Below are 22292 nucleotides of genomic sequence, written 5' to 3' on the forward strand. Positions count from 1 at the left end.
AGTCAAAAAGCGCGTTTGAACGGTGTTCATATCCATGCTTACTGCAGCCCTCCAAAGTCTCGGCCAGCGGGTTCGCCGCTTCCTCGGCGCACCGAACGACGGTGCCAGCGCCGGGGAGACGTTACCCTCCGCCGCGGTTGCCCGGCAACTGTATCGTGAAATCGTCGCTCAGGCCCGCTCCCCGATTTTTTACGAAGCCTATGCGGTTCCGGATACTCCCGATGGCCGCTTCGATATGATTGCGCTGCATGCAGCGTTGCTGATGCATCGCCTGCGCGGCGATACTTCGGTGCCGCCCGCTGTCGCCCAGGCCGTGTTCGATCACATGTTCGCCGAATTTGACGAATCGCTGCGCGAGATGGGCGTCGGTGACCTGCGGGTGGGCAAGGTGGTGAAGGGCATGGCGCGGGCATTCTATGGCCGGCTTGGAAGCTACGGCACCTGCCTAGATCAGAGCGACCAGGCAGGGCTGGGTGAAGCGCTCCGCCGCAACGTTTATCGGCATGGCGTTGCCGACGAGCGGGTGATTGGCGCGCTCGCGGACTACGTTATCGGCGAAGCTGCGCGCCTGAAGACACGGGACGGCGCCCGTTTGCTAGCCGAGGGACCAAACTTCCAACCGCCGGCGCTGCCTTGAGCGGAGTAGCCCTCCTGCCGGTTCCGGCGGTGCGACCGTCGCGCTGCCGAATAGCGGGCCGCGGCTGCGAACGCTACCGTGCCCGGAATGCTGCTTGCGGGAGTAGGGCAATTTGACTAAGTGTCCCGTCGCAGGCGAGTGGCAGAGGACGCGTAAGAAGTGGAGCAGTTGGTCTCATCTCGTCACTTCACGGCGCATTGACTTGTTTGACGGAGCAGCACGGGGAGTTGCGCCTTCGTTGGTTCGCTGATCGCCATCTCGATGCTGGCGCATAAGTCAGCATTTTCGCGCTAAATGAGATACAATTGCGGCTAGTCGAGGGGGGCCACCTTCTCGCCGACGGCATTGGTCAGGAAAGCCGAACCCATCGCGTGGCGACCATTCCAGACAGGGAAAACGACCGAAGTTGGCAGATTCGATAACGATTGCGATCGATGGCATGGGCGGCGACCAGGCGCCCCGGATGGTCATCGACGGACTGAGGCGATTTCGCGAGCCGGGAGTGGATGTTCGATTTCTCGTATACGGTCAGGCGCAGGAACTGCTACCGCTGGTGCGCCGTCATAAGAAGCTATGTGACGGGATTGAAGTCCGAGACACGCCAGACGTGATCACCAATACGGCGAAGCCATCGGTTGCCCTTCGTACCGGTCGGAACTCCAGCATGCGTCAGGCGATCGACGCAGTTGTCAGGGGCGAAGCGCACGGCATTGTCTCCGCTGGCAACACCGGTGCGCTGATGGCAATGGCGAAGGTCGTCTTCAAGACGCTCCCAGGCGTCGATCGCCCGGCGATCGCTTCGGTCTTTCCGACGATGCGCGGCAAGACGGTGCTCCTGGATCTCGGTGCCAACATCGAATGCAGCGCCGAAAATCTGGTGCAATTTGCCATCATGGGGGAGGTTTTTGCTCGTCAGGTCCTGGGGCTGCCCCGTCCGACCGTTGGCATCCTCAATGTTGGCGAGGAGCAGCTGAAGGGCAACGATGCGGTGCGCAAGGCCGCGGCGGTGCTGCAATCCAGCGCCCTGGCGCTTGATTTCCACGGCTTCGTCGAGGGCAACGACATCGCTGCCGGAACTGTGGATGTGGTGGTGACAGATGGTTTCACCGGCAACGTCGCGCTGAAAACAGCCGAGGGCACGGCCAAACTGTATGCGCACCTGCTACGATCGGCGCTGACCGGCAGCCTGCTCGGGCGGATTGGTGCCATCTTCGCCAGGCCGGCCCTGCAGGCCATGCGCCACCATGTGGACCCCCGCCTTTACAATGGTGCCATGTTCCTCGGATTGAATGGCGTTTGCGTTAAGAGCCATGGCGGTGCCGATGGCCTGGGCTTTTGCAATGCGGTGCGCGTCGCAGTGCAGTTGATCGCGGATCGGGTCAACGAGGGGATAAAGCAGGACTTCCTTTGCCTCGACCAAACAACAAATAGNCAATCCAAAGTTTGCAGCACAGTAATGGATAGAATATATGCGCGAATCATCGGTTGCGGATCCTATCTGCCGCAGCGGGTGGTGACGAACGAGGAGCTTGCTCTGCAGGTTAATACGTCCAATGACTGGATCGTTACTCGCACCGGCATCCGCCAACGGCATATGGCTGCTGAGGGAGAGTTGACGTCGGACCTGGCTTCACACGCTGCGGCGCGGGCCCTTGAGGCGGCGACGCTGAGCGCCGACCAGGTGGATCTGGTTGTTGTGGCGACCAGCACGCCGGACGACACCTTTCCGGCGACGGCGACGCAGGTACAACGCAAGCTCGGCATGACCCGCGGCATTGCCTTCGATGTGCAGGCGGTATGTTCCGGCTTTGTCTACGCGCTGGCTATTGCCGATAATTTTATCAAGGCCGGGCAGGTGCGTACCGCCCTCGTCATTGGCGCCGAAACCTACACCCGCATCGTCGACTGGGAGGACCGTGCAACCTGCGTCCTGTTCGGCGATGGTGCCGGCGCCGTGCTGCTGCGCGGCGAAATCGAAACGCCAGATCAGGATAAGGCAGTCCGCCAGGGTATCCTCTCGACCCACCTGCACGCGGACGGACGCTACCGTGACATTCTGTTTATGGACGGAGGCCCATCATCGACGCAGACAGTCGGCCACCTGCGCATGTCCGGCAAGGAAGTCTATCGGCATGCGGTGTCGTCCCTGGCGTCGGTGGCTGCAGAGGCACTCACCACCAACGGCTTCACCGTTGCGGACGTGAACTGGCTGGTACCGCACCAGGCCAACATGCGCATTCTTGATAGCCTCTGCAAACGGCTTGGCGTGGATCACGAGCGACTGGTCGTCACCGTCGATCGGCATGCCAATACCTCGGCCGCTTCGATCCCGCTTGCCGTTGACGAGGCGGTGCGTGATGGTCGGGTGCAGCCGGGTGATCTCGTTCTGCTGGCGGCGATCGGCGGGGGCTTGACCTGNGGGGCGGCCCTGGTGCGCTGGTAAATCGGCGCTTCGCATGATTGTTATTGCTTTCCAAAGAGATACGTGGCAACTGTTGGCGCATTGACGCAATTTATGCGCGGATGTAGGTTAAACTGAAGGGATTGGGGTGCATTCCGCATGTCTGAAAAGACGATCACCCGCGCTTACCTGACAGAGGCCGTCTACCAGGAGGTGGGGCTGTCGCGGAACGATTCGGCGGATCTGCTGGAATCGGTCCTGGCGGAAATTACCGAGGCGCTGACGCGCGGCGAAACCGTCAAGCTTTCCTCCTTTGGCAGTTTTTCCATTCGTCAGAAAGGGCGGCGCATCGGGCGCAACCCGAAAACCGGTGAAGAGGTGCCGATACTGCCGCGTCGGGTGCTGGTTTTCCGCCCGTCGCAGGTGCTCAAGAGCCGAATCAACCGGGGCCTGGACGGATAGCACGTCGTGAGGTGATGGCCGCTCTCGATGAACACAGGCAACTTGAGCCGGCACGCCGAAAATCAGCAGCAGCCTTTCGCACCATTGCCGAGGTCGCTGGCGAACTAGATCTGCCAGCGCACGTCTTGCGCTTTTGGGAGAGCAAGTTTCCCCAGATCAAGCCGCTGAAACGGCGCGGCGGTCGCCGGTATTATCGTCCAGAAGACGTCACACTGCTGCGGTATATCCGCTCGCTGCTTTACACCGAAGGCTATACCATCCGTGGCGTCCAGAAATTGCTGCGGGAGGCGGGTGGAGGCAGCCCGGAGCCGCTCGTGCCACCGGCAACAAGCAATGAGCTCGAGACGGCAGGGGGTGGGGCAGAGGGCGATGAGCCCGTTTCCTCGAGCCTCAGCGAAATCCTTGCCGAACTGGAGGCGATCCGCGCTTTGCTTGATGGCGGCAAGCCGTGATTTCGTAGCAGAGCTGTTGTGCAATACCGCGTCCCCTGCCTATAGTGCCGCCCTGGCTCGGAGCGTGGCGCAGCTTGGTAGCGCACTAGACTGGGGGTCTAGGGGTCGCCGGTTCGAATCCGGCCGCTCCGACCAGTATGCCGCAGGCGATCCCTAGCCTGCTGCTGAATAACCCTTCCGCGTTTGCCTTATTTTTGGATGTTTGCGTGGCGCCATCGCCACCTCAGGCGCGGCTACCGCCGATGTTCCAGGCGGTGATGCCTGTTTTCTAAGCATGTCTGCGTCCGCCGCCCGGTTTTGACGTCTTCAAGCGATGCGATGGCCGCGCGAGAGGTCCGAGTATCGGTTGAAAGCTGCGCCAAAGGCGGTGGGCAGCGACGGAATGAGGCTATTTGGCCGACTGGCATAGGTGTTGCATTGATTAGCGCGGCAACCAGGGTGTTTCCCTACCCTCCGCCCAGTAGCCGATGTCGGTGATGGGCCGCCGCGTTGCCCCCTCAGAGACCCGGAAGACTTGAAGGGTCCGCGCATTGCGCGGACCCTTTTTTATCCGCGTGATGCAGCTAGAGAGCCTGCTGGTCGCAGAGGAGGCGGATGGGATGGGTGAAAGCGCGGAGATTGTCGTGGTGTATGTGACGGCCGCCACCGACGCAGAGGCGCGCGCGCTCGCAGCATCGGTGGTCAACGAACGGCTTGCGGCTTGTGCCAATATTCTGCCGCCAATCCGTTCCATCTATTGGTGGCAGGGCGCGGTAGAGGAAAGCGTCGAGGTGGCGCTGCTGCTGAAGACGCGGGCCGACCTTGTTCCGGCGCTGAGCAAACGCGTCCGCGCCCTCCACTCCTACGCCTGTCCCTGCATCGTCGCTTTACCGGTGGTGGGCGGCAATGCCGCCTATTTGGCGTGGATCTCCAGCGAGACGACTACGAAGCGGAGCGACTGACGGTCGCAATCGCCTGGGCAGCGATTCCTTCCTCGCGACCGGTAAAGCCCAGGCGCTCGGTGGTCGTCGCCTTGACGCTCACCCGGTCGGCGGCGATGGCGAGAATTTCGGCAATTCGCTGCTGCATCGCCGGGCGATGCGGGCCGATCTTTGGTCGCTCGCAGATCAGCGTCAGATCCACATGGACGATCGTACCGCCCCAGTCGCGTACCAGCGCGGCCGCATGGGCAAGAAAGAGATGCGACGGCGCCCNCCGCCACTTGGCATCGGAGGNGGGAAAGTGGCTGCCGATATCTCCCGCGCCGATGGCACCCAGCAGTGCATCGGTGAGCGCGTGCAAGGCGACGTCGGCATCGGAATGACCTTCGAGGCCGGCACTGTGGGCGATTGGCACGCCCCNCAGCACCACCCGGTCGCCCGGGCCGAAGCGGTGGACGTCGAAACCAAGACCGGTGCGGGTTTCCTGTGGGCGCTCCATCATCCGTTCCTGCCGTGTGAGGTCCTCTTCGGAGGTAATCTTGATGTTGTCCTCGCTGCCGGCAACCAGGGCGACGCGCAGCCCTGCCGTCTCGGCAATGGCAGCATCGTCGGTGAGTTCGGCGCCGCGCAGGGCCCGGTGGGCGGTGAGAATCGCATCGAAATGAAAGCCTTGCGGCGTCTGTGCCCGCCAGAGCCCAGCCCGCTCGACCGTGGTGGCGACTCGGGTCGGACCGTCGGTGGCCGCCTTCTTCAGCGTATCGACCACCGGCACCGCCGGAAGCGCCGCCGGAGCCTGCTCCAGGGCATCTAGCACCCGGTCGATGAGTGCCGCGTCAACAGCCGGCCGCGCCGCGTCGTGGATCAGCACGTAGGCAGGAGAGGTTGCCGAGAGACCCTCAAGGCCGCGGCAAACCGAATCCTGCCGCGTGGCACCTCCGGCAAGCGGTGGCGGCAGGTCGAGCCCGGCGACGGCCGCGTCGTAGCAGTCGCGGTCGTCGGGATGAATGACAACCTGCACCCGATGCACCCGCGGGTGAGCGAGAAACACACTCAGTGTCCGTCGAAGCAGCGGCAAACCCGCCAACAGACGGTACTGCTTCGGCATTCCTTGACCGAAGCGGGTTCCGCGGCCGGCGGCAACGATAAGGGCGACAGTCTCGCGCATGACAGATGTGAATTCAGTAAGGGGGAGGTGATAGTGGGGTGACAGGTGCAACGCTGGATATTCCCGCGCGTCTGCAGGATAACATTGCGCCCTGGGTGGCGGCAGCCGAATTTACGCTGGCGCGGATACCCTGACTGCAGCATCGGAAGGGACGGTGACGTCGACATGTGGCAGAGCTGGTTAGCAGTCGCCGGCGCGGTGCCCATGGCATTGCACGGGGCGAGACGGCAGCCCCGCCGGGACGCCTGGACGCTGATTTCGCCATTGGTTGCGCTCGCCGGTGTGCTCTGCTGGGTTGTTAGCATCTTTGCTCCGGTCACCCTCGGCCACTGGCCGGCAACGCTTGCCAGCACCATGCTGACCAGCGCCGCCGCCAACCTGACGTTGTTCGTGATTCTTTGCTTGGTGGTTCGCGAGGCCTGGCGTCTCACCGGCTTGGTGGGCATTCATTCGCTGATTACCCTTATTTTCGCTGCTATGTGGACGAGCAATCCCGCAGCAGCGACGACAGAGGAAATCTACCTTTCCCCTTGGGCCGTTACGCACATTGCCACCGCGCTTCCCACCTACGCCCTGGTAACGCTGGCGGCGATCGCCGCCTTCGCCGCCTTCCTGCAACAATCGACCTTGAAGCAAAAACGGCCATCGCCGTTCAGTCGTGGTCTGCCCTCGCTCGCCGACTGCGACGTACTGCAGTTGCGCTTGTTGCAGATCGGCGAGGCGGTGCTGGCGCTGGGGCTGATGACCGGCATGGCGCTGGAATACGTCAATACCGGCCACCTCCTCATCCTCAATCACAAGATCGTGCTTACGGCGTCGGCATTCGTGGTCATCGGCGCGATGCTGATCGCCCATCAGCGCAGTGGCCTGCGTGGTCGTCGGGCGGCACAACTGGTATTGCTGGGCTATCTGCTGCTAACGTTGGGCTATCCGGGCGTCAAGTTCGTCACCGATATCGTGCTTGCATCCGTGCTCGCCAGTGGGGTGAACGGCCTTGGCTAAAGACAGGGCAAGCTTTCGCTGCAATACCCTGTTGCTCATGGAATAGGCAAAGCGTACAGTCTCGGGAAGTTGGTTTCAGCACTGGTTGGCGATCGCGAACGCCAAACATGCTAATCCGGGTGCGAAAGGCTGTCGTGGACACCTTCAGTCTGTCTGGTCGGTGCTCAGCGGAAAAAGACGCTGGGGTCGGCGCGTTGCCATATGCGCTTCGCGCCATGGTGTTAGCCGCTCCGTGGGGGCGAGTCGCAAGAACGCCGGCGATCGAACGGCGTGGCATGTTGCCTCCATATTCGCCCTAGTCGGCAAGGATCACATTCTCGTCCCCTGCGAGACTAAAAGACTCAGAGCGGTACCAGCTTGTCTTGTTCATAAAGGCTGACGAGCGCAAGAATGGAGATGAAAGATTGGGTTTCATGGGAGATGTGAAGAGCAGACTGTGGGGCGGTGGGTCTACTCCTCCACGTGTACTCGACATGGACCTCGTGTTGAACGCGATGCCGTCCGTTGTGTTTCTTGTAGATGCCGAACATGAAATTCAGTACGCCAACACTGCCGCCGAACAGTTTTTTCAGCACAGCGAAGCGAACCTGCGACGGCAACGTCTGGAACACTTGCTGCCCGCCGACAATCCCTTGTTCTCTCTTGTGCGCCAGGCCTTCGCCGGCAGCCAATCGGTGTCGGAATATCACGTGACGTTGGCCAGTCCACGCATCGGCCACCATACGATGAACATTCAGGCAGCGCCGGTGGGCGATCCGGTCCAGGCGGTGGTGGTCTCGATGCAGGAGCGAACCCTGGCGGCAAAGATCGATCGCCAACTGACGCATCGCGGCGCTGCCCGTTCGGTGTCGGCCATGGCGGCGATGCTCGCGCATGAAGTGAAGAATCCACTGGCCGGCATCCGTGGCGCGGCACAGTTGCTTGAGCAGAGCGCGCGACAGGAAGATCGTTCGCTGACCCAACTCATCCGCGACGAGGCCGATCGGATCTGCGGGCTCGTGGATCGGATGGAAGTGTTTTCGGTCAACGGGCCACTGCAGCGCGGCGCGGTCAATATTCATGAGGTTCTCGGACGGGTGCGGACCCTGGCCGAGAACAGCTTCGGCAAACACCTGCAGTTCACCGAGAACTACGATCCTTCGCTGCCACCTGTTCTGGGCGACCGGGATCAACTGGTTCAAGTCTTTCTTAACTTGGTCAAGAATGCTGCCGAAGCGGCGCCGGAGGAGGGCGGCGAGGTGGTGGTCAGCACGTCTTATTCCCATGGCGTCCGATTCGCTGTTTCCGGTCGTCACTCCCGGCTGAAACTCCCGCTCGTCGTCACCGTTCAGGACAATGGCGAAGGCATCCCGGAGGACATCAAACAGCACCTGTTCGATCCCTTCGTGACCTCGAAGCCGCGCGGTAGCGGTCTGGGCCTGGCCCTGGTTGCCAAGATCATCGGCGACCACGGTGGGGTGATCGAATGGGAAAACCAGCCACGTCGCACTTTGTTTCGGGTGATGTTACCCATCGCCGCGGCGTCGGAGGAGCAATCGTGACCGCACACACTGTCCTTGTTGCCGACGATGATACGGGTATCCGCACGGTGATTGGCCAGGCGCTGGAGCGTGCCGGCTACCAGACGCGGGTGACCGGCAACGCGGCGACGCTCTGGCGGTGGGTCAGTGACGGCCAGGGCGATGTGGTGATCACCGATGTGGTGATGCCGGACGAAAACGGCCTCGACCTCATTCCGCGCATTCGCAAAATCCGCCCGGAACTGCGGGTGATCGTGATGAGTGCGCAAAACACGCTGCTGACCGCGGTGAAGGCGACCGAGCGGGGGCGTTCGAGTACCTGCCGAAGCCCTTCGACCTGAACGAGTTGATCGCCGTCGTCCGCCGAGCGCTGGAATCGCCGCGGCAGATCACCGCGGCGGCGACCACCGCCGAGGATGCGGCCGACGAAAAGCTGCCACTCATCGGCCGCTCACCGGCGATGCAGGAGATCTATCGGACGCTGGCGCGGTTGATGGCCACCGATCTCACCGTCCTGATCACCGGCGAATCCGGGACTGGCAAGGAACTGGTGGCGCGCGCCCTGCACGATTACGGCAAACGTCGAGCGGGCCCCTTCGTCGCCATCAATATGGCGGCCATACCGCGCGAGCTGATCGAGAGCGAACTGTTTGGTCACGAGAAGGGCGCCTTTACCGGCGCCACCCATCGGAGTGCCGGCCGGTTCGAGCAGTCGGAAGGCGGCACGCTGTTTCTCGATGAGATCGGCGACATGCCGGCGGAGGCGCAGACACGGCTGCTACGGGTGCTGCAGGAAGGTGAATACACCACCGTTGGCGGCCGGGCGGCGATCAGGGCCAACGTGCGTATCGTCGCCGCGACTCACCACGACCTGCGCCAGCTGATCAGCCAGGGGCAATTTCGCGAGGACCTGTACTTCCGCCTGAACGTGGTGCCGATTCGCCTGCCGCCCTTGCGCGAACGCACGGTGGATATTCCGGAACTGATCCGCCACTTCATGGGACGGACAGGCAGCGAGGGGCTGCTGCCGAAGTTGATCGACGCGGCGGCGATGGAACGGCTGAAAGCCTACCGCTGGCCCGGCAACGTGCGCGAACTGGAGAACTTGGTTCGCCGGCTGGCGGCGCTGTATTCGGAAGAGGTCATCGGTGTCGATGTGGTCGAAGCCGAACTCGCCGACGTGTCCTCCTCTTCGATTGAGCCCGACGCCGATGGGCTGGGCGGTTCGGTTGAGCGGCACCTGCGCACCTATTTCGGTATCCACGGTGATACGCTGCCGGCTGCCGGGCTGTTCGACCGGGTGATCCGGGAGGTGGAGCGGCCAATGATCATGCTGACGCTTGAGGCGACACGTGGAAACCAGATTCGCGCCGCCGAGGTGCTCGGCCTTAATCGCAACACGCTGCGGAAGAAAATACGCGAGCTGAATATTCCCGTCATTCGCGGGGGAACGAGGTGACGTCAGCGGCGAGGGGACAGTCACTCCGGCGACTCGCTCTCGGCTGGAAGAGTCTCGACCGTCGCCATGATCTGGAACGCAAGCTGGCGTTTGCCGTGGCGGTGGCTGCCCTGGTTTGCGGCGTCGCCACTGTGGCGATGTGGACCGGGGCGACTGGTTTCGGCCCGAATCCGCAGACGGTCATCGTTCTCCTCTACCTCGACTCGATCCTGCTGCTGCTGCTTGGCGCGATCGTCGCAGTCAAATTGGTGCGAGTCTGGGCGGAACGCCGGCGTGGCCTTGCGGGTTCTGGTCTGCATGTGCGGATCGTGGTGTTATTCAGCGTCGTGGCCGTTACCCCGGCGATTCTGGTCGCCGCGTTCTCGGCGTTGTTTCTCAATTTCGGCATTCAGGCTTGGTTCAGCGAGCGCGTTCGCACCGCCATCGAATCATCGGACCGAGTGGCGCGCGCCTACCTGCACGAGCACCAGCAAAGCATCGGCGCCGACGCTTTTGCCATCGCCAACGAGCTCAACAAGAGTGCCGGGGAACTGATGCAGGACCCGCGGCTGTTTGAAGAGCGGCTGTCGGTATTGGCTGCGCTGCGCGGCCTCTCCGAGGTGGTCGTCGTCGACGGTAGCGGCCACGTGGTGGCGCAGGCCTCGCTCAGCCTGTCGCTCGATAAGGACATGATCCCGTGGCAGGCGGTGGATGACGCGACCAAGGGACAGATCGTCATCCTGACCAACGCCCCCGACGATCGGGTGCGGGCGGCGATCAAGCTTAACCGTTTCATTGACGCCTATCTCGTCGTTGGCCGTTTCATCGATCCGGCGGTGCAGGAGCCCATCGAGCAGACGGAACGGGCAGTGGCTCAGTACCGCCGGCTCGAGGAAAGCCGCGAAGGCATTCTGATCACCTTCGTAATGATTTTTGGCTTGGTGGCGTTGCTACTGCTGCTGGCGGCGGTGTGGATCGGCTTGACGTTGGCTTCGCAGATAACCCGACCCATCAGTACGCTGATTGCCGCCGCCGAGCGCGTGCGCCACGGTGACCTTTCGATTCGGGTGAAGTCCGATGCTTCGGTAGGCGAGATCGGCACCCTCAATCGCGCCTTCAACCGCATGACCGGTCAGTTGCAGAGTCAACAGGAGACGCTGATCGAGGCCAACAGCAGCCTCGACGAGCGACGGCGCTTTACCGAAGCGGTGCTCAGCGGCGTCTCCGCCGGGGTCATCGGTCTCGACGCGCACGGATTGATCAAGCTGCCAAACCGACCCGCCTCGGAATTGCTCGGTGTCAATCTCGAGCAGGCAAAAGGGGTGGCACTGAAGGACGTGGCACCGGAAATGGCAAAGCTGCTTGAACTGGCAGTGGAGCGACCGGATCGGCAATGGCAGTCGGAGGTTCGGCTGGTTCGCGATGGGCGATCACACACCTTTGTGGCGCGGATCGTCGCCGAACGAGTGGATGGCGAAGTGGTGGGCTATGTGGTCACCTTCGACGATATTACCGCCCTGGTATCGGCAGAGCGCAAAGCGGCGTGGGCGGACGTGGCACGTCGCATTGCGCACGAAATCAAGAACCCACTGACACCAATTCAACTTGCATCGGAGCGGCTGAAGCGCCGATATCTTAAGGAAATAAAGACGGATCCTGAAACATTCATCGCCTGTACTGAAACGATTATTCGCCATGTTGAAGATATAGGCCGAATGGTTGATGAGTTTTCCTCCTTTGCCCGCATGCCACGGCCACAGCTTCAGATGGAAGATTTGCGAATGATTGTGGAGCAGGCGGTCTTTCTTGAACGCAACCGCTATCCAAAAATATCCATCTCGACCATATTGCCGCCGGAGCAAGTAATGCTCCTCTGCGACAATCGGCAGATTGCGCAAGTGATTGTGAATCTCCTCAAGAACGCGGCGGAGGCGATCGTCGGTCGCGAGTCAACCGTGGATATCCCATTGCCTCCGGGCGAAATCACCGTCAGTATCACTGCCCGTTGCGTGCGAGGAGAGAGCGAGATCGAACTGGCCGTCGAAGACAACGGAAGGGGGTTGCCGCTTGAGAACAGGGATCGCCTCACCGAACCGTACGTGACCACCCGGGCAAAGGGCACCGGTTTGGGTTTGGCGATCGTCAAAAAAATTCTGGAGGATCATCAAGGAGAACTGGTCCTGACCGATCGGGAAGGTGGAGGAACAAAGGTCGTGTTAGTGTTTCACGGCAGCGCTGCGCAGGATCGCCATCAGATTGACGAAGTCCGGGCAAAGCAACCAACCACAGTCGCACCCTGACAACGGCGATCGAACATCGCGCTCATGTCAAACATCCGAACTTCTTACGCTGAAGACATTCTTATCGTTGATGACGAGGCGGATATCCGCAGCCTCGTTGGCGGTCTTCTGAGCGATGAGGGCTACGAGACGCGCGAAGCGGCGGATAGTGATGCCACGCTCGCCGCGATCAGCGCCCGTCGTCCCGGCCTCGTCCTGCTGGACATCTGGCTGCAAGGCAGTCGCCTCGACGGCATGGAACTGCTCGAAGTGCTGAAGCGTGATCATCCGCACCTTTCGGTGGTGATCATGAGCGGTCACGGCAACATCGAGACGGCGGTTCAGGCGATCAAACTCGGCGCGTACGATTTCATCGAGAAGCCATTCAAGGCGGACCGGATGATTCTCATCGTCAACCGCGCCATCGAGGCAGCGCGGCTAAAACGTGAGAACGAGGAACTGCGCCTGCGTACGGGCAACTACTGGGAACTCATCGGTCAGTCGGTGGTGGTTAGCCAGTTGCGCCAGTCGATCGAACGGGTTGCTCCCACCAACAGCCGGGTGCTGATTTCCGGTCCGGCCGGCACCGGCAAGGAGTTGGTTGCGCGCCTCATTCACATGCAGTCACGGCGTGGCAGCGGGCCGTTCGTCGTTGTCAACTGCGCCTCCATGGCCCCCGAGCGGATGGAAGTGGAGCTCTTCGGCATCGAAGGGTCAAGCGATGGCGAAGGGGCAAGCCGCAAGGTCGGAACCTTTGAGGCCGCCCACAACGGCACGCTTTACCTCGACGAAGTGGCGGACATGCCGGCGGAAACGCAGGGCAAGATCGTCCGAGTGCTGCAGGAGCAGGTGTTTTTCCGCGTTGGCGGACGGACCAAGGTCGAGGTGAACGTTCGGGTGATCGCGTCGACGACACGTGATCTCACCGAGGAAATCCGTCTGGGGCGGTTTCGTGAGGACCTCTTCTACCGGCTCAGTGTGGTGCCGGTGAAAGTGCCGGCGCTGCGCGAGCGTCGCGACGATATTGCCTTGCTCGCCCGCCACTTCATGCTTCGAGCGGCGGAGAGTTGCGGCCAGCGGGCGCGCGAGATCAGCGAGGATGCGATGGCCTCGCTGCAAACCTACGACTGGCCGGGCAACGTGCGCGAATTGCGCAACATCATTGAACGGTTGCTGATCATGGCACCCGGCAGCACGGAAGATCCCATCCGCGCTGATATGCTGCCGGCGGAGTTCGATTCAAAACTGGCATCGACGCGGCGGGCCGATCGCAGCAGCGAGATCATGGGGTTGCCGCTGAAGAACGCCCGCGAGATTTTTGAACGTGAGTACCTGCTGGCGCAAGTGAACCGCTTTGGAGGTAATATTTCGCGCACGGCCGCGTTCGTCGGCATGGAACGGTCAGCGTTGCACCGGAAATTAAAATCATTGGGTATTCAAGGCGATGAAAAAACAAGACAACCCCAGGAATAGTCCATCCCCTTGAGTAGCATTTCTTCCGCAAGATTACGCGGACTCTCATGAAAATCCTGATCTGCGGTGCGGGTCAGGTAGGGTATAATATTGCCCGCCACCTGGCGATGGAAGGGAACGACGTGGTCGTTGTCGACCAGTCGCCTGATCTGGTGCGCCGGATTAATGACAGTCTTGATGCCCAGGGCATTGTCGGCCACGCCTCTCGTCCGGATGTGCTTGAGCGAGCGGGGGCGGGCGACGCCGATATGCTCATCGCCGTCACCCAAACCGACGAAGTGAACATGGTGGCCTGCCAGGTGGCTCACTCCGTGTTCGAAGTGCCGATGAAGATCGCCCGCATCCGTAACCAGAGCTACCTGGATCCGGCATGGGCGAACCTGTTCTCGCGCGAGCACTTGCCCATCGACGTTATCATCTCGCCGGAGCTCGAGGTGGCAAAGGCCATCGGCCGCCGCCTGCTCGTTCCCGGCTGCTTCGAGATGATTTCCTTGGCCGAGGATAAGGTGCGCCTGCTGGGTGTCCGCTGCGGCGCCAACTGCCCCTTGATCAATACCCGCATGCGCGAACTCTCGCAGCTGTTCCCGTCGCTGAACATCATCATCGTCGGCATGCTGCGCAACGACGAGCCGATTCGCCTCACCGGCGACGATCACATCCTGGTGGGTGATGACGTCTACTTCGTCGTCGAAACAAGTCAGCTGTCGCGGGCAATGGCGGCCTTCGGTCATGAAGAGCCGGAGACCCGGCGGCTGTTGATCTGTGGCGCCGGTAGCATCGCACTGCAGCTGGCGAAACTGGTTGAGCAGGACTTTCCGGACGTCATGGTCAAGATCATCGAGGCCAGCGCCGAACGGGCCGCTGCGGTCGCCAGCATGCTGAGCGGAACCGTGGTCCTGCACGGCGATGTCCTTGATCCGGTAATTCTGGAAGAAGCAGGGGTGGTCACCACCGACACCGTCGTCGCGGTCACCGACGATGATGAAACCAATGTGCTGGGTTCGCTGCTGGCCAAGCGTCACGGCGCCAGCCGGGCGATTACGCTGCTGAACAAGGAAACATACGAGCCGCTGGTGAAGACGCTGGGCATCGATGTCATCGTCAGTCCCCGCAACATCACCGCATCCACCATTCTGCAGCACGTACGTCGTGGCCGAATCTATTCGGTGCATACCTTACGCGAGGGATTCGGCGAGCTGATCGAAGCGGAAGCACTGGAGACGTCGAGCCTGGTTGGCGCGCCCTTGCGTGATATCAAGCTGCCGCCCGGGGTCATGGTCGGTGCCATTGTCCGCAATGGCGATTTCATCAGTCCGCGCGGTGCCACGGTCATTCAAAACAAGGATCGCGTGGTCTTGTTTGCCGTTTCCGAAGCTGTTCGCAAGGTTGAGCGCCTGTTCTCGGTCCGGCTGGAATATTTCTGAGAAAGAGACGAATGGGGCATATCAGCTACGTCAACGGCCACTATGTACGGCATGCTCGGGCCCGGGTGCATATCGAAGACCGGGGTTTTCAGTTCGCCGATGGTGTGTACGAGGTGTTCGCCATTCGCCGAGGGCGCGTGCTGGACGCTGAGCGGCATTTCGAGCGTTTGACCCGCTCGCTGGCGGCCTTGCGCATCCCGGCACCCATGTCGCGGGCGGCGCTTCAGATGGTTTTTGCTGAATTGATCCGGCGCAACAACTCTCCGGCAAACGGTGTCCTCTATCTGCAGATTACCCGTGGGGTGGCGCCGCGAACCCACGCCTTTCCGCCGCGGGCAGTGCCGACACTGGTGGCTACTGTGAACTCCTTGCGGCCCGTTGATCCCGAGGTGCTGCGTGCCGGGGTCAGCGTGATCAGCCTGCCGGACATCCGCTGGCGCCGACCGGACATCAAGTCGGTCTCGCTATTGCCGAACGTGCTGGCCAAACAGCAAGCGCTGGAGGCGGGGGCCTACGAGGCATGGTTGCTCGATGATTCGGGAATGGTGACCGAAGGGACCGCGTCCAATGCCTGGATTGTCACCGCCGACGGCGACCTGGTAACCAGGCCAGCCGATATGAGTATCCTGAACGGGATTACCCGGCTGGTGGTCCTCGAACTGGCGCATCGTTCTAACATTCGTACGGTGGAACGGCCGTTCAGCCTTGCCGAGGCGAAGGCCGCCAAGGAGGCCTTTCTCACCGGGACCACATCCCTGGTCAAACCGGTGATTCGCATCGATGGCGCGACAATTGGCGATGGCCGCATGGGAACAATCACCGCGGCGTTGCAGGCGGCCTACCTCGAACGCTTAGAGGACGAAGAGTAAACCGGTCGATGATCCACTCACCAAGACGTGAACGCGGATCGGACGATGCACGGCCATTATCCCGGCCACGGGCGGTGATCTTTGACTGGGACAATACTTTGATCGACAGCTGGTCGGCAATCCAGGATGCGCAAAATCACACCCTCGTTGCCTTCGATATGCGTCCCTGGACAATGGAGGAAACGCGCCAGCGCGTCCGCGGCTCGATGCGGGAAACCTACCCGACGTTATTTGGCGACAAATGGGAAGAGGCGGGGAAAGTATTTCATAGCCGGTTTATGGAACGGCATCTTGAAAACATGGTGCCGTTACCCGATGCAGAAGACATGCTTGCTACTTTGAGTGAAGTGGGGCTTTACTTGGCAGTCGTCAGCAACAAAAAGGGGGATCTTTTGCGTACAGAGGTGGCGCACTTGAATTGGTCACGATACTTTTCCCGTGTCGTTGGTGCGCAGGATGCGGTCCGCGACAAGCCGTCGCCCGAACCGGTCATGCTAGCGCTGGATGGCAGCAATATCGCCTCCCGGGACGATGTCTGGTTTGTGGGTGATACGGATGTGGATTTGGAGTGCGCAGTCCGCGCCGGATGTGTTCCAGTGCTGCTACGCGAGACGGCCCCCGAAGCAAAGGAGTTCGTCGACTACCCACCGGTTGTGCATGTATCAGGGTGTTTGACGCTTTCAAAGGTACTGCAGACGCTGTAAGGTTAAGCGTATCCGCACGCTTGCCATCTTCTATCGGTGGCCGCAGCTGCAGGGAGCAAAAACGACGCAGCGAGCCGAATAAGTTAATTGGGGGAACCAAATAACAAATCGGCGACGTGCGCGAGTTGTAAAAGGATCGGACCGATGTCCTCGGAAAAATCACAAAATGTGCAGGACGTGTTTCTTAACCATGTCCGAAAAAACAAGACGCCAGTAACGATCTTCCTTGTCAACGGGGTGAAGCTTCAGGGTATTATAACTTGGTTCGATCAATTCTCAGTTTTGTTGCGACGTGACGGTCATACTCAGCTTGTTTATAAGCACGCGATTTCAACCGTTATGCCGTCCATACAGATACAGCTCTTTGAGCCTGATAAAGAGAATTCAGTCGCTTGATCTGAACCGTTCGGTCTTCAGTGATCGCTGACACACGCTCGCTTTCAAGCACAAAGCTTTGTATTGTCATTCATCCGCACTTCGTGAAAGGGCGGAGTGCTTCGGCTGCGGATCCGGAGGCGCGGCTGGCGGAGGCCGTTGCTCTTGTCAACGCTCTTGGTTTGGTGGTGGCGCATGCCGAGGTGGTGAACCTGCCGGTGCCGCATCCGGGAACCCTGTTCGGCGCGGGAACCGTCGATCGTCTGGCTGAGCTGATCGGTGCGCTGGCTGAGGACAGCGTCGCCGATCCGCTGCGTATTGCCTTTATCGATTCGGCAATGAGCCCGGTCCAGCAGCGCAACCTCGAACGACGCTGGCAGTGCAAGGTTCTCGACCGTACTGCGCTGATCCTGGAGATTTTCGGCGATCGGGCACGTACCGCCGAGGGCGAGCTTCAGGTCGAACTGGCAGCACTCAATTACCAGAAAAGTCGACTGGTACGCAGTTGGACCCACCTGGAGCGGCAGCGCGGTGGCCATGGTTTTCTCGGCGGACCGGGCGAGGCACAGATCGAAACCGACCGCCGGCTGATCCGCGAACGGATCACCAAACTCCGGCAGCAATTGGCTTCGGTCCGTCGTACCCGCGCCCTGCATCGTCGCGCCCGCAAGCGCGTCCCGTTCCCCGTCGTTGCTCTCGTCGGCTATACCAACGCTGGAAAATCGACGCTGTTCAATCGCTTGACGGAAGCGGAGGTGTTTGCAGCCGATCAGGTTTTCGCAACCCTCGATCCGACGATGCGACTGGTTCGCCTGCCATCCGGGAGGTGCATCATCCTCTCCGATACGGTCGGATTTATTTCCGATCTGCCAATCGAACTGATCGAGGCTTTCCGCGCTACCCTTGAGGAAGTGACCGAGGCCGATTTCATCGTCCATGTCCGCGATGTCTCGCAACCGGACAGCGACCGGCAAAAGGCGGACGTCAACAGCGTGTTGGCCAGCCTTGGCCTCGGCGACAGCGAGCCCGAGAATCTGCTTGAGGCGCTGAACAAGACGGATCTGCTGGCGGACGAAGAGCGTGAGCAACTGGCAAACCGGCTTCGTCGCGACCAGCGGCCAGGCATTATGCTGTCGGCGAAAACCGGCGAGGGGTGCTCTGACCTCCTGGCGACCCTTGACAGCTGTCTGGCGAGCCAGGCGCTGTGCGTGGAGCTGCATCTGCCATTGCAGGCCGGCGCCGAGCTGGCGTGGCTCTACGCTCACGCCGAAGTGATCGAGCGCCACGACACCTCCGCTGGTATCAACCTGCGCTTGCGGCTGAGTCCTGCCGATGCTGCTCGCTTCTTCCGTCGCTATCCGGATCTGGGGTCGATCGAGTCCTGCGCGGTGAAGAACTGAAGGTGCAGGCAGAAACCTCTGCGCAGCTGCAGCAGGCCTGCCGTAACATGCGACCTGCTGCAACCAACTGATCGCCCATGGCTGCCGGTTGCCTCCCGGCCTGTGATCTCTATGATCAAACGCTTACAAAGGCGTGAGCGAGGATCCCTGCGGCTGCCGGCGTCAATCCAGGGCTCGGCGGGCCGGCAGCAGTCGCAGCGAGAGGCGGGGGCCGTCTCGCGTCATCCTTAGGCAAGCGAGGCGCAGTCCATGGCCCAGGCCGAGGCACAAGACCGTTGGCGACGTAAGAATCAGCTGGTCAAGACCCAGCTCAATGTCATGGCGCGCCGGCAGACGCACCACGCGCTTGATCATATCGCTGCCCAGTTTGAGCTTCGCGGCAAAGGCGAAGCCGTCGCGTTCTGCTCTTTCGTGACCCGGGCGCTGCTGCAACGGGCGGAGTACGATCCCGAAGTTGCCCGGATGGTGGAGGATTTCGCCACCGGTTATCACCGTGATCGGGAGATCTACGCCGCGTGATCCCCTTGGATTTCTGTCGATGATGCTTGCCATCCCTTCCGATGTCGTCCTTACCGAGCTCATCCGCGACGTGGCCGCGGCCGAGATCTTGCCGCGTTTTCGCAACCTGGCAACGCACGAAGTCCGCGCCAAGTCGAGCCCGCTGGATCTGGTCACCGAGGCGGATATCGCCGCCGAGCGTCTGCTGACCGCAGCGCTGTCGTCGCTGCTGCCGGGCAGCCGGGTGGTCGGCGAAGAGGCCTGCGAGGCCGCTCCGCAGACCCTCGACTGGCTTGCCGGGTCCGATCCGGTGTGGCTGGTGGACCCGGTCGACGGGACGGTGAACTTCGCCCATGGCCGCGAATGCTTTGCCGTGGTGATTGCGCTCTGTCTCGGCGGTGCCACTGTCGCCGGCTGGATTTATGATCCGATCAACGCGCGGATGGTCCGCGCCCGTGCCGGCGAAGGCGCTTGGCAGGAGGATGCGGGCGGGACGGTGCAACGACTGCGGATCGCTGCGCCGGAGCAGGTGGCGGCGATGTCCGGCTCCCTGCCGTACCGATTGGCGTCGGCGTTGCGGACGCGCGCGGCCACCCATGCGGTTGTCCTGCCGCGCCAGATCAGCCGGGTGGGTTCCACAGGCCGTGAATATGCCGAACTGGCCCGCGGCCAGTTGGATTTTGCCGCCTACACCCGACTTAAGCCTTGGGATCATGCGGCAGGCGTGCTGATCCATCAGGAGGCAGGCGGCTACGGTCGTCTGCGCGCCGGCCCGACGCCCTATCGCCCGTCACCGCTCATCGGCGAAGGCACCCTGTTGCTGGCGCCGACACCGGACGCCTGGCAGCGGCTCGACGCGATGCTTGGGTAAGCAAGGGTAAACCAAAGTGTCAGCAGCGAGTCCCGGCAGGGCATATGGCGCCGGCCGGGACGCAGCGAAGGAGGACATGGACGATGCGAGCCGCATTCATTGGCCTTGGTGTCATGGGCTTCCCGATGGCGGGCCATCTGCAGAGCGCCGGCCATCAGGTCACCGTCTACAACCGTTCAGCGGCGAAGGCTGACGCCTGGGTCGAGCGCTATGGCGGTTGCACGGCACCCACACCGGCTGAAGCCGCACAGGGCGCCGATGTGGTCATGACCTGCGTTGGCAACGACCACGATGTGCGTGAGGTGGTGTTGGGTGTACACGGCGCGCTGCTGGCGATGTCAGCTGGCAGCGTTCTCGTCGATCATACCACCGCTTCAGCGGCTTTGGCGCGTGAGCTGGCGGCGGCTTCGGCGGCAAGTGGCGTCGGCTTCCTCGATGCGCCGGTGTCCGGCGGCCAACAAGGCGCCGAGGGCGGTCGTCTGTCGATCATGGTCGGTGGTGAGGAAGCGACCTACGAGCGGATCAAGCCGGTTCTCGCCGCCTATGGCAAGGCGATCACCCGCATCGGCCCCGTCGGCAGCGGCCAGCTGACCAAGATGGTCAATCAAATCTGCCTCGCCGGGCTGACGCAGGCCCTGGCCGAGGCCCTCGCCTTCGTCGAGCATGCCGGCCTTGATGGTTCGATCGTGCTGCAGGCGATCTCCCAAGGGGCAGCGCAGTCGTGGATGATGGATCACCGCGCTGGCACCATGCTGGATGACAAGTTCGATTTTGGCTTCGCCGTCAACTGGATGCGCAAGGATCTGTCCATCTGTCTCGATACGGCGCGATCGCTCGGGGCATCCTTGCCGGTGACCGCCGTCGTCGATCAGTTCTTTGCCGATTTGCAGCGGGACGGAGGAGGGCGGCGCGACATTACCAGCCTCATTCGCCGGCTGCGCGGCAGCGATGTGGCGACACCCGCGGTCGATTGAGCGCCGCATCACGACGATCGCCGCTTCGGCTTCAGTGGAAGCGGTCGAGGCCGAGGCCGTCGAGCGAAATCGCCGGCGGCCGTCCGAGAACGGCATCGGCAACGACACGTCCAGAGCCGCAGGCCATCGTCCACCCCAAGGTGCCGTGACCGGTATTGAGGAAGAGATTGCGGATTGGCGTCGCACCGATGATCGGCACGCCGTCCGGCGTTGACGGCCGCAGTCCGGCCCAGAACTCCGCCCTGTCCACATCGCCGCAGTGGGGAAACAGTTCGGTGGCTTTGGCGAGCATGAACTGCGCCCGGGCGTCGTCGATCCGGGCGTCGTAACCGGTGAATTCGGCGGTACCGGCGATGCGTAGCCGATCGCCCAGCCGGCTGTAGACCATCTTGAATTCATCGTCGATCAGGCTGACCGTCGGTGCCAGCGACGGCGCGACGATCGGCATAGTCACCGAGTAGCNCCTGCCGGGATAGACCGGCAGGCGAAGACCGAGCGGGCGCACCAATCGCGGCGAAAAGCTGCCGCAGGCGACGACGAAGCGTTCGCCGGTGATCGTCCCGGTGCTGGTTTTGAGAGCTTCGACGCGTCCGTACGATTCGACCAGGGAATTCACTTCGGTCGCATAGCGAAAGGTGACGCCCTGGGCAGCGCAGTGCTGGCTCAGTTCCATGGTGAACTTGTACGCGTCCCCGCTTTCATCGTCGGGACTGAAAATGCCGCCAATGAGCTGCGGCGCCACCGCGCTCAGCGCCGGTTCGAGGGCGACGCAGTCGGCGGCGCTGATGATCCGCCGCTCGCAGCCGAGGCTTGCCATGACGTCCACCAGCGGCAGCGCTGCCTCGTACTCGGCGCGGTCGCGAAAGATATGCAGAATGCCCCGCTGCAGCGCATCGTAGTGCAGGTCGTTCTCGTTCCGTAGGCGGGCGATCTCCCTTCGGCTGTAAAGGGCGAGGCGCAGCGCACGCTCGACGTTCCTTCGCACCCGGGCGGTGGTGCAGTTGCCGAGAAAGCGCCATAGCCAGCCGAACAGCAGCGGATCCCAGCGCAGGTGCAGCAGCAGCGGCGCATCGCTGCGGCCGAGCCATTTCAATGCCTTCCACGGTGTTGCCGGGGTCGCCCAGGGCGTTACATGGTTGGCGGAGATTTGGCCGCCATTGGCGAAGCTGGTCTCCAGGCCGCAGTCGGGCTGGCGTTCCACCACCGTCACCTGGGCACCCTGACGGGCCAGATAGAAGGCGGTGGTTATGCCGACAACACCGGCGCCGATGACGACGACAGAGGGGGAGGGCGCGTGCTGGGTCACTGAATCCGCGGACGACTGGAGATGGTTTGGTTCTCCTGTATATGCGGCTTTTGCCATTGCGTCGCCAAGCCCCGTTATTATGCTTCCTCGTGGCTGTGAAGCGATGGTGGATCGATGGCAGG

At 61.9% G+C, this 22292-nt stretch carries 19 protein-coding genes, 1 tRNA gene and 2 pseudogenes; 20 read left to right on the forward strand and 2 right to left on the reverse strand.

The window, feature by feature from the left end; genetic code table 11:
- Window positions 1–34: 34 nt before the first annotated feature.
- The 7 genes and pseudogenes from HQ394_RS00365 to cutA all read left to right on the forward strand — a co-directional run bounded on the left by HQ394_RS00365 (window position 35) and on the right by cutA (window position 4893).
- Complete coding sequence (locus HQ394_RS00365; protein WP_190261537.1) at window positions 35–637, forward strand: ubiquinol-cytochrome C chaperone family protein; 603 nt, start codon at window positions 35–37, stop codon at window positions 635–637.
- A gap of 406 nt (window positions 638–1043) precedes the next feature.
- Window positions 1044–2039: pseudogene (gene plsX / locus HQ394_RS00370) on the forward strand (phosphate acyltransferase PlsX); the annotation flags it as partial.
- 54 nt (window positions 2040–2093) lie between these two features.
- Window positions 2094–3080, forward strand: a complete 987-nt coding sequence (locus HQ394_RS00375; RefSeq protein ID WP_317629027.1) for a beta-ketoacyl-ACP synthase III — start codon at window positions 2094–2096, stop codon at window positions 3078–3080.
- Between the two features lie 117 nt (window positions 3081–3197).
- Window positions 3198–3500: an integration host factor subunit alpha gene (locus tag HQ394_RS00380; RefSeq protein ID WP_190261538.1), complete on the forward strand. Its 303-nt coding sequence runs from the start codon at window positions 3198–3200 to the stop codon at window positions 3498–3500.
- 14 nt (window positions 3501–3514) lie between these two features.
- A complete protein-coding gene (locus HQ394_RS00385) occupies window positions 3515–3952 on the forward strand; it encodes a MerR family transcriptional regulator (protein ID WP_190261539.1) in 438 nt (145 codons plus the stop codon).
- 58 nt (window positions 3953–4010) lie between these two features.
- Window positions 4011–4087 (forward strand) — tRNA-Pro (locus tag HQ394_RS00390).
- A 464-nt stretch (window positions 4088–4551) separates the two neighbouring features.
- Window positions 4552–4893 carry a divalent-cation tolerance protein CutA gene (gene cutA / locus HQ394_RS00395; protein ID WP_190261540.1) on the forward strand — a complete coding sequence of 114 codons (342 nt, stop codon included), beginning with the start codon at window positions 4552–4554 and terminating at the stop codon, window positions 4891–4893.
- On the opposite strand, the gene HQ394_RS00400 is transcribed toward cutA, so the two are convergent.
- Window positions 4874–6037 (reverse strand): bifunctional 2-C-methyl-D-erythritol 4-phosphate cytidylyltransferase/2-C-methyl-D-erythritol 2,4-cyclodiphosphate synthase, encoded by a 1164-nt coding sequence (locus HQ394_RS00400; protein ID WP_190261541.1) that lies wholly within the window; start codon window positions 6035–6037, stop codon window positions 4874–4876. The genes cutA and HQ394_RS00400 overlap by 20 nt on opposite strands.
- Window positions 6038–6241: 204 nt before the next feature.
- Between HQ394_RS00400 and ccsA the strand changes: the two genes are divergently transcribed.
- The 13 genes and pseudogenes from ccsA to HQ394_RS00465 all read left to right on the forward strand — a co-directional run bounded on the left by ccsA (window position 6242) and on the right by HQ394_RS00465 (window position 20864).
- Window positions 6242–7039, forward strand: a complete 798-nt coding sequence (ccsA, locus tag HQ394_RS00405; RefSeq protein ID WP_223291744.1) for a cytochrome c biogenesis protein CcsA — start codon at window positions 6242–6244, stop codon at window positions 7037–7039.
- A 362-nt stretch (window positions 7040–7401) separates the two neighbouring features.
- On the forward strand, window positions 7402–8580 hold the full coding sequence (locus HQ394_RS00410; protein ID WP_317628972.1) for a two-component system sensor histidine kinase NtrB: 1179 nt from the start codon (window positions 7402–7404) through the stop codon (window positions 8578–8580).
- Window positions 8577–10018, forward strand: a pseudogene (gene ntrC, locus HQ394_RS00415) (nitrogen regulation protein NR(I)). The gene HQ394_RS00410 and the pseudogene ntrC overlap by 4 nt, the downstream one beginning before the upstream one ends.
- Window positions 10015–12297, forward strand: a complete 2283-nt coding sequence (locus HQ394_RS00420) for a sensor histidine kinase NtrY-like (RefSeq protein WP_223291745.1) — start codon at window positions 10015–10017, stop codon at window positions 12295–12297. The pseudogene ntrC and the gene HQ394_RS00420 overlap by 4 nt, the downstream one beginning before the upstream one ends.
- 24 nt (window positions 12298–12321) lie before the next feature.
- Window positions 12322–13749: a nitrogen assimilation response regulator NtrX gene (gene ntrX, locus HQ394_RS00425; protein WP_190261543.1), complete on the forward strand. Its 1428-nt coding sequence runs from the start codon at window positions 12322–12324 to the stop codon at window positions 13747–13749.
- Window positions 13750–13796: 47 nt separating this feature from the next.
- A complete protein-coding gene (gene trkA, locus HQ394_RS00430; protein ID WP_190261544.1) occupies window positions 13797–15173 on the forward strand; it encodes a Trk system potassium transporter TrkA in 1377 nt (458 codons plus the stop codon).
- Window positions 15174–15184: 11 nt separating this feature from the next.
- Window positions 15185–16042, forward strand: coding sequence for a D-amino-acid transaminase (locus HQ394_RS00435; protein WP_190261545.1), 858 nt, complete (start codon window positions 15185–15187; stop codon window positions 16040–16042).
- A gap of 74 nt (window positions 16043–16116) precedes the next feature.
- The gene (locus tag HQ394_RS00440) at window positions 16117–16746 is read left to right on the forward strand and encodes an HAD family hydrolase (protein ID WP_263053752.1); all 630 of its coding nucleotides are present in this window, start codon (window positions 16117–16119) and stop codon (window positions 16744–16746) included.
- Window positions 16747–16890: 144 nt separating this feature from the next.
- Window positions 16891–17142: an RNA chaperone Hfq gene (hfq, locus tag HQ394_RS00445; protein ID WP_190261547.1), complete on the forward strand. Its 252-nt coding sequence runs from the start codon at window positions 16891–16893 to the stop codon at window positions 17140–17142.
- An 83-nt stretch (window positions 17143–17225) separates the two neighbouring features.
- A complete protein-coding gene (hflX, locus tag HQ394_RS00450; protein WP_223291746.1) occupies window positions 17226–18521 on the forward strand; it encodes a GTPase HflX in 1296 nt (431 codons plus the stop codon).
- 249 nt (window positions 18522–18770) lie between these two features.
- Window positions 18771–19040, forward strand: a complete 270-nt coding sequence (locus tag HQ394_RS00455; protein WP_190261549.1) for a hypothetical protein — start codon at window positions 18771–18773, stop codon at window positions 19038–19040.
- A 19-nt stretch (window positions 19041–19059) separates the two neighbouring features.
- Entirely contained in the window at window positions 19060–19890 is an 831-nt protein-coding gene (locus HQ394_RS00460) for an inositol monophosphatase family protein (protein WP_223291747.1), read from the forward strand.
- An 83-nt stretch (window positions 19891–19973) separates the two neighbouring features.
- On the forward strand, window positions 19974–20864 hold the full coding sequence (locus tag HQ394_RS00465) for an NAD(P)-dependent oxidoreductase (RefSeq protein ID WP_190261550.1): 891 nt from the start codon (window positions 19974–19976) through the stop codon (window positions 20862–20864).
- Window positions 20865–20895: 31 nt separating this feature from the next.
- On the opposite strand, the gene HQ394_RS00470 is transcribed toward HQ394_RS00465, so the two are convergent.
- Window positions 20896–22227 (reverse strand): D-amino acid dehydrogenase, encoded by a 1332-nt coding sequence (locus HQ394_RS00470; RefSeq protein WP_190261551.1) that lies wholly within the window; start codon window positions 22225–22227, stop codon window positions 20896–20898.
- Window positions 22228–22292: the final 65 nt, after the last annotated feature.

It is taken from the genome of Defluviicoccus vanus (assembly GCF_014672695.1).
In the GTDB taxonomy this organism is placed as follows: Bacteria; Pseudomonadota; Alphaproteobacteria; order Rhodospirillales; family Defluviicoccaceae; genus Defluviicoccus; species Defluviicoccus vanus.

Coding starts and splice junctions, on each gene's coding strand:
- hfq (WP_190261547.1), top strand. CDS start 16,891: ATGTCCTCGGAAAAATCACAAAATGTGCAGGACGTGTTTCTTAACCAT.
- ntrX (WP_190261543.1), top strand. CDS start 12,322: ATGTCAAACATCCGAACTTCTTACGCTGAAGACATTCTTATCGTTGAT.
- cutA (WP_190261540.1), top strand. CDS start 4,552: ATGGGTGAAAGCGCGGAGATTGTCGTGGTGTATGTGACGGCCGCCACC.
- HQ394_RS00385 (WP_190261539.1), top strand. CDS start 3,515: ATGGCCGCTCTCGATGAACACAGGCAACTTGAGCCGGCACGCCGAAAA.
- HQ394_RS00380 (WP_190261538.1), top strand. CDS start 3,198: ATGTCTGAAAAGACGATCACCCGCGCTTACCTGACAGAGGCCGTCTAC.
- trkA (WP_190261544.1), top strand. CDS start 13,797: ATGAAAATCCTGATCTGCGGTGCGGGTCAGGTAGGGTATAATATTGCC.
- HQ394_RS00460 (WP_223291747.1), top strand. CDS start 19,060: ATGATGCTTGCCATCCCTTCCGATGTCGTCCTTACCGAGCTCATCCGC.
- HQ394_RS00365 (WP_190261537.1), top strand. CDS start 35: ATGCTTACTGCAGCCCTCCAAAGTCTCGGCCAGCGGGTTCGCCGCTTC.
- HQ394_RS00455 (WP_190261549.1), top strand. CDS start 18,771: ATGGCCCAGGCCGAGGCACAAGACCGTTGGCGACGTAAGAATCAGCTG.
- ccsA (WP_223291744.1), top strand. CDS start 6,242: ATGGCATTGCACGGGGCGAGACGGCAGCCCCGCCGGGACGCCTGGACG.
- HQ394_RS00435 (WP_190261545.1), top strand. CDS start 15,185: ATGGGGCATATCAGCTACGTCAACGGCCACTATGTACGGCATGCTCGG.
- HQ394_RS00465 (WP_190261550.1), top strand. CDS start 19,974: ATGCGAGCCGCATTCATTGGCCTTGGTGTCATGGGCTTCCCGATGGCG.